Here is a 12440-nt window from a genome sequence, read left to right on the forward strand (position 1 = left end):
CCCGGGACCCCGGCTCCACCCCCGGTCCGGTGCCCCGCCCGCTCAGCGAACGGCGATCACCGACGACCCGTGCCCGAACAGCCCCTGGTTGGCGGTGATCGCGGCACGCGCCCCCGGCACCTGACGTGCGCCGGCCCGGCCGCGCAGCTGCCAGGTCACCTCACAGACCTGCGCGATGGCCTGGGCGGGCACCGCCTCACCGAACGAGGCAAGCCCGCCGCTGGTGTTGACCGGGACGCGGCCGCCTAGCGCGGTGGCACCCTCCCGCACCAGCTTCGCGCCCGCGCCGGGAGCGCAGAGCCCGATGTCCTCATACCACTCCAGCTCCAGCGCGGTCGACAGGTCGTAGACCTCGGCCAGCGAGATGTCCTCGGGGCCGATCCCCGCCTCCTCGTACGCCGCACGCGCGATGGAGGCGCGGAAGGACTCCGCCGGGGCCGCCACGGCGGTGGTCGAGTCGGTGGCGATGTCCGGCAGGTCGAGCACCGTCCTCGGGTAGGTCGGTGTGACCGTGGAGACCGCACGGATACGGACCGGGTGCGCCACCCCGTGCCGGCGTGCGAACTCCATGCTGGTGAGCACCAGAGCGGCCGCACCGTCGGACGTCGCGCAGATGTCGAGCAGCCGCAGCGGGTCGGCGACCACCGGGGATGCGGCCACGGCGTCGGCGGTGACGGGCTTGCGGTAACGGGCGTTGGGGTTGAGCGCGCCCGCCGCCGAGTTCTTCACCTTCACCCGTGCGAAGTCCTCCAGTGTGTCGCCGTGCACGGCCATCCGGCGGCGGGCGTACAGCGCGAAATACGCCGGGTTGGTGGCGCCCAGCACCCGGAACCGCAGCCAGTCGGGGTCGTCGGGCCGGTCACCGCCCGCCGGGGCGAAGAACCCCTTCGGCGCGGAGTCGGCGCCGACCACCAGCGCCACGTCCGCCATCCCGGCGAGGATCTGGGCCCTGGCCGTGCTGATGGCCTGCGCCCCGGAGGCACAGGCCGCGTACACACTGGTGACCCGGGCGCCCTGCCAGCCGAGCGCCCGCGCGAAGGTCGCGCCCGCGACATAACCGGGGTAGCCGCAGCGCACCGTGTCCGCGCCGACCACCGACTGCACATCCTGCCAGTCGATGCCCGCGTCCGCGAGGGCCGTACGGGCCGCCGCCGTGCCGTACTCGACGAAGCTCCGCCCCCACTTGCCCCACGCGTGCATCCCGGCCCCCAGGACCGCTATGTCGCCGGTCATGAGCGCGCCTCCCGGGTCCGCACCGGGCGCCAGTGCCAGGTGGTCCAGGTGGTGTCCTGGTCCTCGTTGAGCACGCCGGGCACGGCCTCCACCTCGGCACCCACCGCCAGATCCGCGAGTGCCACACCCGGAGCCGCCTGCCCGAGTACGACCATGCCCTCCGCCGCCAGCTCGACGGCGACCAGGAGGTACGGCTCCCACTCCACGCCGGGATCCGAGACGTACGGCGCCGGCGGCCGGTAGCGGCCGTCGGTGTACGACCAGACCCGGCCGCGCCGGGAGAGCGGCACCTCGGCCAGCTCCCCGCCCGGACAGGCCGGGTTGCGGCAGAAGGTGTCCTCACGGGGGAAGAACACGGCGGAACAGGCCGAGCAGCGGGTGCCCAGCAGCCGGAAGTCGTCCTCTTCGGCGTCGGCCGTGAACCATCCGGCCACCACGGGTGTGCGCGTGCGCGTCAAAACCCCTCCCGGCATCAATGATCTGACGGAACGTCAGAAGTGTGACACGGGTCAGCCGTTCTCCGCGAGCCACTTCGCCGCGGTCGTCGCCAGTTCGTGGTCGCGGCCCGCCGGCATCGTCCGGATCATCCGCACATCGCCGCGCAGCGACCAGAGCGGGTGGCCGAACGAGGCCGGGTTGTTCCCCTCGATGAGAAAGTGCGCGGGCCAGGCGGTCCCGTACCCGATGAGCGGCAGCGCGGCCGCATAGCGTTTCCGGCCGCGCGCCAGTCCGTAGGCGGTGAGCGCGAGCCCGGTGAGTGTGCCCGTCAGATGCACCCACCGGGTCGCCGCGCGGGAGTGCATCGCGACGTAGTAGGGCCAGAACTCCTCGTACGAATCACCTGTCGGCTGCGTCATGGGGCGACGGTAGGCCCCCGCGGCGACCTGGGGAAGAAGGGGTCCGGCTCGCCCCGCGCGAGAACCGGACCCCGCGTCCTGCGTCAGCGGTGCCCGGCCACCGAGCGCCAGGCGACCGGGAAGTCGAAGTAGCGGTCGGGGTACACCTCCGGCTGGTAGGTGAAGTGCCACCACTCCTCGGGAAGGTTGACGAAGCCGACGGCGTCGAGGGCGGACCGCAGCATGTCGCGGTTGGTGCGCTGGACGCCCTTGATCCGCGGGTCGTCGGTGTGCGCGAGGGTGTCGAAGCAGTCGAACCCGGTCCCCATGTCGATGGAGTTGTCCGGGAACCGCTGGGCCTTCGGCGCGTAGCAGGGAGCCAGCGGCCGGCCCGGGTGGTACGGACGGGTCGGCAGGGCCGGCAGCCTGACCAGCGTCAGATCCATGGTGCTGCCCCGGCTGTGGCCGGACTTCTCCGCGATGTAACCGTCCGCGAAGAGCCGCGACTTGTCGACCCGCGGATAGAACTCCGCCTTCATCGCCAGGGCGTCCGGATCCTCGGCCCAGCGTACGAAGCTGTCGACGGCGCGCTGCGGCCGGTAGCAGTCGTAGACCTTCAGCGAGTACCCCTGGCGCAGCAGCTTCGTCTGGGCCCGGTGCAGGGCCTGGGCGGCGGGGCGGGTGAGGATGCACAGGGGCTGGTCGTAGCCGTCGACCGGTGCGCCGGTGAAGTTGTGCTCGTACGGGTACCGCATCTCCTGGATGATGGTCGGGTCCACGGAACGCAGTGCGACGAAGTCCCGTGGGGCCCTCGGCTCCTGCTGTGCCGAGGCGGCGGGTGCGGTGGAGACGAGGGCGAGCAGGGCGGCTGCGGCCACGGCCAGGAACCGTGCGGCGGAGGTCGGTCGTCGTGTCATGGGCACACCATTTACCAGGTGAACGCCCGGGAGGGGAAGCGAATCGCCCGCGGCCCGCGCCCACGACTGATCTTTTCTTTCGCCGGTGCGGGGCGGTGGCTGGGCACCTCAGTCCGGCAGGTCACCGTCCCCGCCGAGGTTCGCGACCATACGGCGCAGGACGTTGACCGTAGTCACGAAGTCGGTGGTGTCGACGCCTTCGTGCGTCCGCTGATGCACGCGCAGAACGCGCTCCTTGGCCCGGAGCCGTCCGGCCTCTCCCTCGCCGGTCAACGTCATGCCCTGGGCGTCCTCCGTGAGCCAGCCACGGGAGAGCAGGTCGTCGAAGACGCCGCCGAAATCGATCCCCAGGTCGTCGTACGGCGCCAGCCGCTCGACCAGCGCGACGCGGGTCCACCTCCCCGGGGCGCCCGCGACGTGGTTGAGAGTCCACCAGTGCGGCTGCGTCAGATCCTCCACGGCAAGCTGGGCCCGAATGGCCCCGACCACCCGCCGGGACGCTTCAGCGCTCCACGCGCCGATCGGCTGGGCCGCCAGTTCCTCACGCGAGTACTCCTTGAGCGTCACGTTCACGCACCTCCTGCTGGGTGATCGGCAGAACGTCATGACCGTAAAACCTCAGGGGAACTTGACGTCAAGGCGCGCCCGTCGGCTCGGCCGCCTCGGCACTCCGCAGGACACCGCGCACCTCGTGGACTTCCTGTGCTCGCCGCAAGGCGGCCTGAACCGTGCCCCGGTGAGGACCGGCACGATCGGCTACAGTCCGCGGTCATGAACGAGCCCGCCACCAAGCCTGTCAGGGATTCCCACTGTTCGAGCTGTGGCGCCGCGTTCGCCACCGCCGGGTGGCCCCGCACCTGTCCGTCCTGCGGGACCACTGCCTACCGCAACCCGCTGCCCGTCGCCGTGGCCCTGCTGCCGGTCCGGGACGCGCAGGGCACCGGACTCACCGTCATCACCCGGACCAACGAGCCGCAATCCGGCGGAATCGCGCTGCCCGGCGGCTTCGTCGACGGCACCGAGACCTGGCAGCACGCCGTCGTGCGCGAGCTGCGGGAGGAGACCGGTATCACCGCCCGCCAGCAGGACGTACGGCTGGTCGACGCACGCAGCTCGCCGGACGGGCATCTGCTGCTCTTCGGCCTCCTCCCGGAGCGCGCGGCGGCCGCGCTCCCGCCGTCCGCACCCACCGACGAGACCGCGGGCCGGCACACCCTGCGGACCGCCGCGGACCTCTGCTTCCCCCTGCACACCGCGGTCGTCCGGAACTGGTTCGCGGGACGGTACAGCTGAACCGGCTGAACCAGCTGAACCAGCTGAATCCGGCCAAGGGCCTGGTCCCGTCCCGCCCGATGACCGGGACCGTTCCGAGCCGCCCGCCCCCGGCCGAACTCCGGCCGAACCGCCGTGCCCCCGCTCCGCCCGGATCCGCCGCATCCGCCCCCAGGGCGACGACGCGATTTCGCGTCCACGCCCTACGCCCCGGCCCCCCGCACCCGCACCGGGCACCCCGGCTCCACCGCACCGTCCGCCACCACCCGCCCGACCACGACCCGGCCGTCATCCAGCGCCGTGGTGTAGCGCTCGACCTCCGGCTCCCGCCACCCGTCACCGGCGTCCCGTACGACCACCCCGCCCCCCTTGCACCCCGCGGCCGGCGCCCAGACCTCCAGCTCCGTACCGCCGTCGGCACCCCGTACCGGAATCACCGAACCGGCCCGCGCCAGCACCGGCACCCGCGACAGCGGCGCGTCCACCACCACCTGCCCCGGACCCTCGTACGCCGCGCCGGTGGCCGTGTCGTACCACCGCCCCCGCGGCAGCCGCACCGCACGCCGGACGCCGCCGCGGTCGAGGACCGGCGCCACCAGCAGACCGTCGCCGAGCAGGAAGGCGTCCTCGCAGTCCCGCAGGGCCCGGTCCTCCGGCGCGCCCCACCAGACCGGCCGCACATACGGGGCGCCGGTCAGCCGGGACACATGCGCCAGCGTCACGAAGTACGGGTGCAGCCGCTCCCGTTCCAGCAGCGCCGCCCGCGCGTGCTCCAGAGTCTGCGCACCGAACTCCCACGGCTCCCTGCGCCCGGCACCGATCGCCGAGTGCGTGCGCAGCAGCGGCAGGAAACACGCCATTTGCAGCCGGCGCAGATACAGCTCGGGGGAGGGGCTGCCGTCGAAGCCGCCCACATCGGGGCCCGAGTACGGCACCCCGCACAGCCCAAGCCCCAGCACCAGCGAGAGCGACGCCCGCAGCCCAGGCCACCCCGTCGTCACATCGCCCGACCACGTACCCCCGTACCGCTGCATCCCCGCCCACCCCGACCGCGAGAACAGAAACGGCCGCTCATCGGGGCGCAGCGCCCGCAGCCCCTCGTAACCGGCCCGCGCCATCGCCAGACCGTAGACGTTGTGGGCCTCGCGGTGATCGCCCCCGCGGCCCTCCAGATCGTGCCGGGCCGACAGCGGCAGCGTGGGATCCCCGAACGGGACCATGGAGGCCGGCTCATTCATGTCGTGCCAGAAACCGGCGAAGCCCTGCGCGAGCCGCTCCGCGTACAGGCCGCCCCACCAGTCACGCACCCGCGGAGCCGTGAAGTCCGGGAAGACGCACTCGCCCGGCCACACGACACCCCGCGCGGCCCCGCCCCGCGCATCCCCGACGAAGGCGTCCGCGGCCAGCCCCTCCTCGTACACCCGGTTGCCCGGAGCCGCCTCCACCGCCGGGTCGACGATCGACACCAGCCGTACGCCGTCCCGCCGCAGCTCTTCCGCGAGGCCGGGCAGACCGGGGAACCGCTCGCGGTCGACGGTGAAAACCCGGTGCCCGTCGAAGTGGTCGATGTCCAGATGCAGCGCCGTCAGCGGCAGCCCGTGTTCCCGGTAACCCGCCACGACCCTGCGGACCTCACGCGCACTGCCGAAACCCCACCGGGCGTGCTGCGGCCCCAGCGCCCAGGACGGCGGGAGCGCGGGCCGCCCGGTCAGCGCCGTCCAGCCCCGCAGCACCCGCGCCGGAGTGCCGGCCACCACCCAGCAGCGCAGCGGACCGCCGCCCATCCGCACCTCGCTCGATCCCGGCCTGTCGTGCCCGGAGCCCGCGCCCTCCCGTCCCTCGGCCAGCACCACCCGGCCCTCCCGGGTGTTGTCGTGGAAGACCAGATGGGCCCCGGCGTCGGCCACCACCAGCTGAACCGGCATCGTGATGTACAGCGGATCGTCCCCCGGCCCGAACCCACCGCCCGGATCGGTGTTCCACAGCTGGTACGTGCCGTCGCGCAGCCGGGGCCCCGACGCCCGCCCGCCGAGCCCGAAGAACCGCGCGTCGGCCGGCACCTCCGCCCGCTGCACCCAGCGGGCCGCGCCCCCGGACACCGGCTCCCACCAGCGGGGCGGCAGCTCACGGCGGATCCGCACCCCGCCCGGAGTCAGGATCTCGACCGCCCCCAGCCGCGACACCGTGACGGTCACCCGCTCCGAGACCACCCGCCAGCCGCCCTCCGTGTCCGGTTCGAGCACCGCCCGGGGATCCGCGCCGGGGCAGCCGTCCGCCAGCGCGTACGAGGGCGTCGGCTCCGCGCCGTCCCACCCCCAGAAGACCGCACCGCCCACCGCGACCCGTACCAGCAGCTCCGACCTGGCGAACCGCACGACCCCGCCACCCGGCCGGAGCTCCACACCGGTCACCGCACCGGGCACCCGCGCCCGCTCCGGCCCGCGCTGAGCCGGCACCGCCGCGTCCGTACGCCGTCTGCGCAGGGCCGTACGCAGGGCGAGCCGCCCCCGAGCCGAACCGAACGCCTTCACCGAGCGAACCAGGCCGCGACCGTCCATGCTGATCACACTGCCATCCCGGCCCGGGGGCGCGAGGCCCGTTCAGCCGTCGTTCACCTCGCCTTCGACCGGATGTTCACCACGCCACCGCCGGACGGCCCGCCCTGGTGCGCAGGACGATCACATGGCATCGTCGCTGCCAGCCGTGTCACGCGCACACCCCTCGCACGTGCGCGCCCACACGCGACACCACGCGTACAGCCCGGGAGCCGCCCCATGAACTCATCGAACGCCGCACCCCTCTGGCAGCCCAGCCAGGAACGGATCGACGGTGCCACGATCACCCGCTTCCAGGCGTGGGCCGCCGAGCGGTACGGTGCACCGGCCGACGGCGGCTACGCGGCCCTGCACCGCTGGTCGGTCGAGGAGCTCGCCACCTTCTGGCAGGCCGTCGCCGACTGGTTCGACATCCGGTTCACGACCCCGTACGAGAGCGTCGTCGCCGACCGCTCCATGCCCGGCGCCCAGTGGTTCCCCGGAGCCACCGTCAACTACGCCGAACACGCCCTGCGGACCGCCACCGACCCGGCCCGCGCCCAGGAGCCCGCCCTGCTGTACGTCGACGAGAGCCAGGATCCCCAGCCCGTCAGCTGGTCCGAACTCCGCCGCCAGGTGGGCGCGCTCGCCGCCCAACTGCGCGCTCTGGGCGTACGCCCCGGCGACCGCGTCAGCGGCTACCTGCCCAACATCCCGCAGGCCGTCACCGCGCTGCTCGCCACCGCAGCCGTCGGCGCGGTCTGGACCTCCTGCGCGCCCGACTTCGGCGCCCGCGGTGTCCTCGACCGTTTCCAGCAGGTCGAACCTGTCGTGCTGTTCGCCGTCGACGGCTACCGCTACGGCGGCAAGACCCACGACCGGCGCGACACCGTCGCCGAGGTCCGCGCCGAACTGCCCACCCTGCGCGCCGTGATCCACATCCCGCTGCTCGGCACCCCGGCACCGGACGGCGCGCTCGACTGGTCGGCCGTCACATCCGGCGACGCGGAGCCGGTGTTCGAGCAGGTCCCCTTCGACCACCCGCTCTGGGTGCTCTACTCCTCCGGGACCACCGGACTCCCCAAGGCCATCGTGCAGTCCCAGGGCGGCATCCTGATCGAGCACCTCAAACAGCTCGGCCTGCACTGCGACCTGGGCCCGGACGACCGGTTCTTCTGGTACACGTCCACCGGCTGGATGATGTGGAACTTCCTCGTCTCCGGACTCCTCACCGGAACCACGATCGTCCTGTACGACGGCAGCCCCGGCTACCCAGGAACCGACGCGCAGTGGCGCATCGCCGAAGCAACCGGAACGACCCTCTTCGGCACGTCCGCCGCCTACATCATGGCCTGCCGCAAGGCGGGCATCCACCCGGCCCGCGACCACGACCTCTCCCGCGTCAAGTGCGTCGCCACCACCGGCTCCCCGCTCCCGCCCGACGGATTCCGCTGGCTGCACGAAGCAGCCGGCGACGACCTCTGGATCGCCTCCGTCAGCGGCGGCACGGACGTCTGCAGCTGCTTCGCCGGCGCCGTCCCCACCCTCCCCGTGCACATCGGCGAGCTCCAGGCCGCCTGCCTCGGTATCGACCTCCAGGCATGGGACCCGCAAGGCAGGCCGCTCATCGGCGAGGTCGGCGAACTCGTCGTCACCAACCCCATGCCGTCCATGCCGGTCCGCTTCTGGAACGACCCCGACGGCAGCCGCTACACCGGCAGTTACTTCGAGATGTACCCCGGAGTCTGGCGGCACGGCGACTGGATCACGATCACAGGCCATGGCTCGGTGATCATCCACGGACGCTCGGACTCCACCCTCAACCGGCAGGGCGTCAGGATGGGCTCCGCCGACATCTACGAAGCGGTCGAACGGCTCCCCGAGATCCGCGAGTCCCTGGTCATCGGCGTCGAAGAGCCCGACGGCGGCTACTGGATGCCGCTCTTCGTCCACCTCGCACCCGGCACCGCGCTCGACGACGCCCTGCGCGGGCGCATCAAGCAGACCCTCCGCGAGCAGCTCTCACCGCGCCATGTCCCCGACGACATCATCGAAGTCCCCGGAATCCCGCACACCCTTACCGGCAAGCGCATCGAAGTCCCGGTCAAGCGGCTGCTCCAGGGCGCGGCACTCGACCGCGCGGTCAACCCCGGCTCGGTCGACGACGTCGAGCTGCTGCACTTCTACGAGAAACTGGCCCGCGACCGCGGCTGAAGGGGGCACGCGCTTCCGGTGCCCGGCGCTCCACGCACTCCCGGCACTCCCGTCGTCCCCGAACGGCGTTGTCAGTGCCCGCGGTTACGGTGAGTGAGCACTGATCGATCGCGCTCAGGGGGAGTCATGGCGCAGACACACCGGACCGGATCCATGCGGCACGCACTGCGCCGCGAAGCACCGAGCACCGTCGGCCTGCTGGCCGACGAGCAGGACTTCGCGGTGATGCGGCGCTACCGCACCTTCACCTTCGACAACCACACCGCCTATCTCCAGCAGGTCGAGGGCCTGCTGCGGGCCCTCACCGCCGAGGAGGTGCACACGACGGTCGCACTCTTCGACCCGGAGGAGTACGCGGAGTTCTGCACAGCGACCGGGCTCGACCCGGACTCCGCGGACAGCCGGACGCGATTCACCGCCGGCATCGCTGCCGACGGGGCGACCGTCCCGTACACCGGCCAGCCCATCGACCGGCTGGTCCCGCTCCTCATCAACGCGGCGGTATGCCGGGCCACCCTGGAGTACGCGACGCTGGTGCTGGCCGAGGCGGGGGAGTGCGCCGACTGCGGGCAGGACATCGGCGCGGCGTCGTTCGACCGGGCGTCCCGGGCTCTGGAGAGTCTGCTGGACGGCGCGGGGGCCGGAGTCCACCATCTCGTCTGCAGCATCCCCACCGAGGACGAACCACTCCTCGCCGTCCTGCACGCCGAGGGCGGCGAAGCCCCCGGCATCAGGCTCGACCGCATGGAGGGCGCGGCCTTCGTGACCGTGCTCGCCGCCGGTATGGCCCTGGAGAGCCCCGGCGGGATCGTCATCCGTACGACCGTGCCGGACCAGGACGACCGGGTCCGCGGCTGGCGCCTCCAGCGCGGCCGGCCGCTGCCGCTGACGGCGGGCGAGGTGTTCAGCGCCTACTGCACCGACGCAGCGACCGGCGATCCGGTACCACCGGAGCCGGGCGTCGACTACTGCGCGGGGTACGCGATCCCGGACGACGATCTCCACCACTGACCACTGACCACCCACCACTACCGAGCCCACGGACGACCGAGGGGCTCCCGGCCGGATACGGCAGGAAGCCCCTCGGGCATCACGTGCGCCGGGACGGCGTGGCGTGCGGGATTCGATGCGGCGGGACCTGCGGCTACTCGCCGGACAGCACCGCCTGAGCGGCCAGCCGCGCCTCGTCCGCCGAGTCGGCGGCACGCGCCGCAGCTGCCGCACGCTCGCACTGGGCGAGCGTGTGCTGCGCCAGCGTCGAGCGGACATAAGGGATAGCGGCCGCGCCCATGGAAAGGCTGGTCACCCCGAGACCGGTCAGCACACAGGCGAGCGTCGGATCGGAGGCGGCCTCACCACACACACCACAGCTCTTGGCCTCGGCCTTCGCCGCTTCGGCGGCCATCGCCACCAGGTCGAGCAGCGCGGGCTGCCACGGATCCTGCAGCCGTGACACCGCACCGACCTGCCGGTCCGCCGCGAAGGTGTACTGCGCCAGGTCGTTGGTGCCGAGCGAGAGGAACTCGACCTCACGGAGGATGGAGCGCGCCCGGAGCGCGGCGGACGGGATCTCCACCATCGCGCCGAACTTCGCGTGCAGCCCCGCCTCCCGGCAGGCGTCGGCGAACGCCTTGGCATCGGACCGGTCCGCCACCATCGGGGCCATGACCTCCAGATACACCGGCAGGCCCGCAGCCGCCGTGGCCAGCGCGGTGAGCTGGGCCCGCAGCACATCGGGGTGGTCGAGGAGCGAACGCAGCCCCCGCACACCGAGCGCCGGGTTCGGCTCGTCGGCCGGTGTCAGGAAGTCCAGCGGCTTGTCGGCCCCGGCGTCCAGCACCCGTACGACGACACGACTCTCCGGGAACGCCTCCAGCACCGTCCGGTACGCCTCGACCTGCTTCGCCTCCGACGGCGCCTTCGCGGAGTCGTCCAGAAACAGGAACTCGGTACGGAAGAGCCCCACGCCCTCGGCGCCCACCTCCAGCGCGGCGGGAACATCGTCCGGCCCGCCGATATTGGCCAGCAGCGGCACCTTGTGACCGTCCGACGTGGCCCCGGGCCCCTTCGCCTCCGACAGCGCGGCCTTGCGGGCGGCGGCCGCGTCCACCAGCTCGGCCCGCTTCTCCGCGCTCGGCCGGACGAAGATCTCCCCGGTACTCCCGTCGACGGCCACCACCGTGCCCTCGGCCAGCTCACCCGCACCCGGCAGGGCCACCACAGCCGGCACACCGAGCGCCCGCGCCAGGATCGCGCTGTGGCTGGTGGGCCCGCCCTCCTCGGTCACAAACCCGAGCACCAGCGTGGGGTCGAGCAGCGCGGTGTCGGCGGGCGCGAGATCGCGTGCGATCAGTACGTACGGCTCGTCGCTGTCGGGCACCCCCGGCATCGGAACACCCAGCAGCCGCGCGACGATACGGTTCCGCACATCGTCCAGGTCGGCGACCCGGCCCGCCAGGTACTCGCCCGCGCCCGCCAGCAGCGCCCGGTACGAGGCGAACGCGTCGTAGATCCCGCGCTCGGCGGAACTGCCCACAGTGATACGCCGGTCGACATCGGCGATGAGTTCCGGGTCCTGGGCCATCATGGCCTGCGCCTCAAGCACCTGCTGCGCCTCGCCGCCGGCCAGATTGCCCCGGGCGATGAGGTCGGCGGCCACCGCTTCCACGGCCTGCCGCGCGCGGCTCTGCTCGCGCTCCGCGTCCTCGGCCGGGATCTGCTTGGCAGGCGGTTCGAGAACAGTCGTACCCATATGCCTGACCTCGCCGATGGCCACACCGTGGCTCACGCCGACGCCTCGCAGCGTTGTCTGCATGTCATCCGTCTCCGTCTGTCGCGGCGCACTCGGGCGCCGGGTGGTTGACCGATGCACCGCTGTGTACGGCGCCGATGTCGCTGCCGGTTGCGGAGCGACCCGTGTCACTGCCAGTTGAAGAGCGACCCGCCGGCCGTGACGTCGCCGCTCTCGGCGACGTCCGCGAGGGAGTCCGCAGTGGCCTCCAGGGCGACGACCGGGCAGATGGGGGACTTGCCGGAGGCTTCGACACCGGCAGGGTCCCAGCGCACCATGGCCTGCCCCCGCTGCACCGTGTCCCCCTTGTTGACGAGCAGTTCGAAACCTTCGCCGTTGAGCTGAACGGTGTCGATGCCGAGGTGGGTCAGCACGCCGTGCCCCTCTCCGTCGACGACGACGAAAGCGTGTGGATGCAGGGAGACCACGATGCCGTCGACGGGAGCCAGCGCGTCCGACGGCTCGCGCACGGGGTCGATGGCAGTGCCGGGGCCCACCATCGCGCCGGAGAAGACGGGGTCCGGCACCGCGGCCAGTCCAATCGCGCGTCCGGCGAGCGGGGATGTCACGCTGGTCATGTGGGGCCTCTCAGAGGGCGGCGTACTGTTTCAGAAGAGTAAGTCATAATAAGTCCCGGTTCCGC

Annotated in this window: 11 protein-coding genes; 3 read left to right on the plus strand and 8 right to left on the minus strand. The window is 72.4% G+C overall.

Annotated features, from left to right (window positions below; genetic code table 11):
* Positions 1 to 42 precede the first annotated feature (42 nt).
* The 5 genes from OG510_RS32600 to OG510_RS32620 all read right to left on the minus strand — a co-directional run bounded on the left by OG510_RS32600 (position 43) and on the right by OG510_RS32620 (position 3559).
* Positions 43 to 1233 carry a lipid-transfer protein gene (locus tag OG510_RS32600; RefSeq protein ID WP_406141519.1) on the minus strand — a complete coding sequence of 397 codons (1191 nt, stop codon included), beginning with the start codon at positions 1231 to 1233 and terminating at the stop codon, positions 43 to 45.
* Entirely contained in the window at positions 1230 to 1691 is a 462-nt protein-coding gene (locus OG510_RS32605) for a Zn-ribbon domain-containing OB-fold protein (protein WP_406141520.1), read from the minus strand. The genes OG510_RS32600 and OG510_RS32605 overlap by 4 nt, the downstream gene beginning before the upstream one ends.
* Before the next feature lie 51 nt (positions 1692 to 1742).
* Complete coding sequence (locus tag OG510_RS32610) at positions 1743 to 2090, minus strand: Mpo1-like protein (RefSeq protein WP_406141522.1); 348 nt, start codon at positions 2088 to 2090, stop codon at positions 1743 to 1745.
* 83 nt (positions 2091 to 2173) lie between these two features.
* Entirely contained in the window at positions 2174 to 2986 is an 813-nt protein-coding gene (locus OG510_RS32615; RefSeq protein ID WP_406141524.1) for a M15 family metallopeptidase, read from the minus strand.
* A gap of 108 nt (positions 2987 to 3094) precedes the next feature.
* On the minus strand, positions 3095 to 3559 hold the full coding sequence (locus OG510_RS32620) for a MarR family transcriptional regulator (protein WP_406141526.1): 465 nt from the start codon (positions 3557 to 3559) through the stop codon (positions 3095 to 3097).
* Positions 3560 to 3757: 198 nt separating this feature from the next.
* Here OG510_RS32620 and OG510_RS32625 point away from each other — a divergent pair, with 198 nt between their 5' ends.
* The gene (locus tag OG510_RS32625; RefSeq protein ID WP_406141528.1) at positions 3758 to 4279 is read left to right on the plus strand and encodes an NUDIX domain-containing protein; all 522 of its coding nucleotides are present in this window, start codon (positions 3758 to 3760) and stop codon (positions 4277 to 4279) included.
* A gap of 182 nt (positions 4280 to 4461) precedes the next feature.
* Here the strand turns inward: OG510_RS32625 and OG510_RS32630 are convergent, their stop codons facing one another.
* A complete protein-coding gene (locus OG510_RS32630; RefSeq protein ID WP_406141530.1) occupies positions 4462 to 6816 on the minus strand; it encodes a glycoside hydrolase family 31 protein in 2355 nt (784 codons plus the stop codon).
* Between the two features lie 216 nt (positions 6817 to 7032).
* Here OG510_RS32630 and OG510_RS32635 point away from each other — a divergent pair, with 216 nt between their 5' ends.
* Positions 7033 to 9006 carry an acetoacetate--CoA ligase gene (locus tag OG510_RS32635; RefSeq protein ID WP_406141532.1) on the plus strand — a complete coding sequence of 658 codons (1974 nt, stop codon included), beginning with the start codon at positions 7033 to 7035 and terminating at the stop codon, positions 9004 to 9006.
* Positions 9007 to 9132: 126 nt separating this feature from the next.
* Positions 9133 to 10017 carry a hypothetical protein gene (locus tag OG510_RS32640; RefSeq protein WP_406141534.1) on the plus strand — a complete coding sequence of 295 codons (885 nt, stop codon included), beginning with the start codon at positions 9133 to 9135 and terminating at the stop codon, positions 10015 to 10017.
* 133 nt (positions 10018 to 10150) lie between these two features.
* Here OG510_RS32640 and ptsP read toward each other — a convergent pair whose 3' ends face one another.
* Together ptsP and OG510_RS32650 are read right to left on the minus strand one after the other, a co-directional pair.
* Positions 10151 to 11821, minus strand: coding sequence for a phosphoenolpyruvate--protein phosphotransferase (gene ptsP, locus OG510_RS32645; protein WP_406141536.1), 1671 nt, complete (start codon positions 11819 to 11821; stop codon positions 10151 to 10153).
* A 104-nt stretch (positions 11822 to 11925) separates the two neighbouring features.
* Positions 11926 to 12375 (minus strand): PTS glucose transporter subunit IIA, encoded by a 450-nt coding sequence (locus OG510_RS32650; RefSeq protein ID WP_406141537.1) that lies wholly within the window; start codon positions 12373 to 12375, stop codon positions 11926 to 11928.
* Positions 12376 to 12440 lie beyond the last annotated feature (65 nt).

Source organism: Streptomyces sp. NBC_01089, from assembly GCF_045162975.1.
Taxonomy (GTDB): domain Bacteria; phylum Actinomycetota; class Actinomycetes; order Streptomycetales; family Streptomycetaceae; genus Streptomyces.

Coding starts and splice junctions, on each gene's coding strand:
- OG510_RS32600 (WP_406141519.1), bottom strand. CDS start 1,233: ATGACCGGCGACATAGCGGTCCTGGGGGCCGGGATGCACGCGTGGGGC.
- OG510_RS32610 (WP_406141522.1), bottom strand. CDS start 2,090: ATGACGCAGCCGACAGGTGATTCGTACGAGGAGTTCTGGCCCTACTAC.
- OG510_RS32615 (WP_406141524.1), bottom strand. CDS start 2,986: ATGACACGACGACCGACCTCCGCCGCACGGTTCCTGGCCGTGGCCGCA.
- OG510_RS32625 (WP_406141528.1), top strand. CDS start 3,758: ATGAACGAGCCCGCCACCAAGCCTGTCAGGGATTCCCACTGTTCGAGC.
- OG510_RS32630 (WP_406141530.1), bottom strand. CDS start 6,816: ATGGACGGTCGCGGCCTGGTTCGCTCGGTGAAGGCGTTCGGTTCGGCT.
- OG510_RS32635 (WP_406141532.1), top strand. CDS start 7,033: ATGAACTCATCGAACGCCGCACCCCTCTGGCAGCCCAGCCAGGAACGG.
- OG510_RS32640 (WP_406141534.1), top strand. CDS start 9,133: ATGGCGCAGACACACCGGACCGGATCCATGCGGCACGCACTGCGCCGC.
- ptsP (WP_406141536.1), bottom strand. CDS start 11,821: ATGCAGACAACGCTGCGAGGCGTCGGCGTGAGCCACGGTGTGGCCATC.
- OG510_RS32650 (WP_406141537.1), bottom strand. CDS start 12,375: ATGACCAGCGTGACATCCCCGCTCGCCGGACGCGCGATTGGACTGGCC.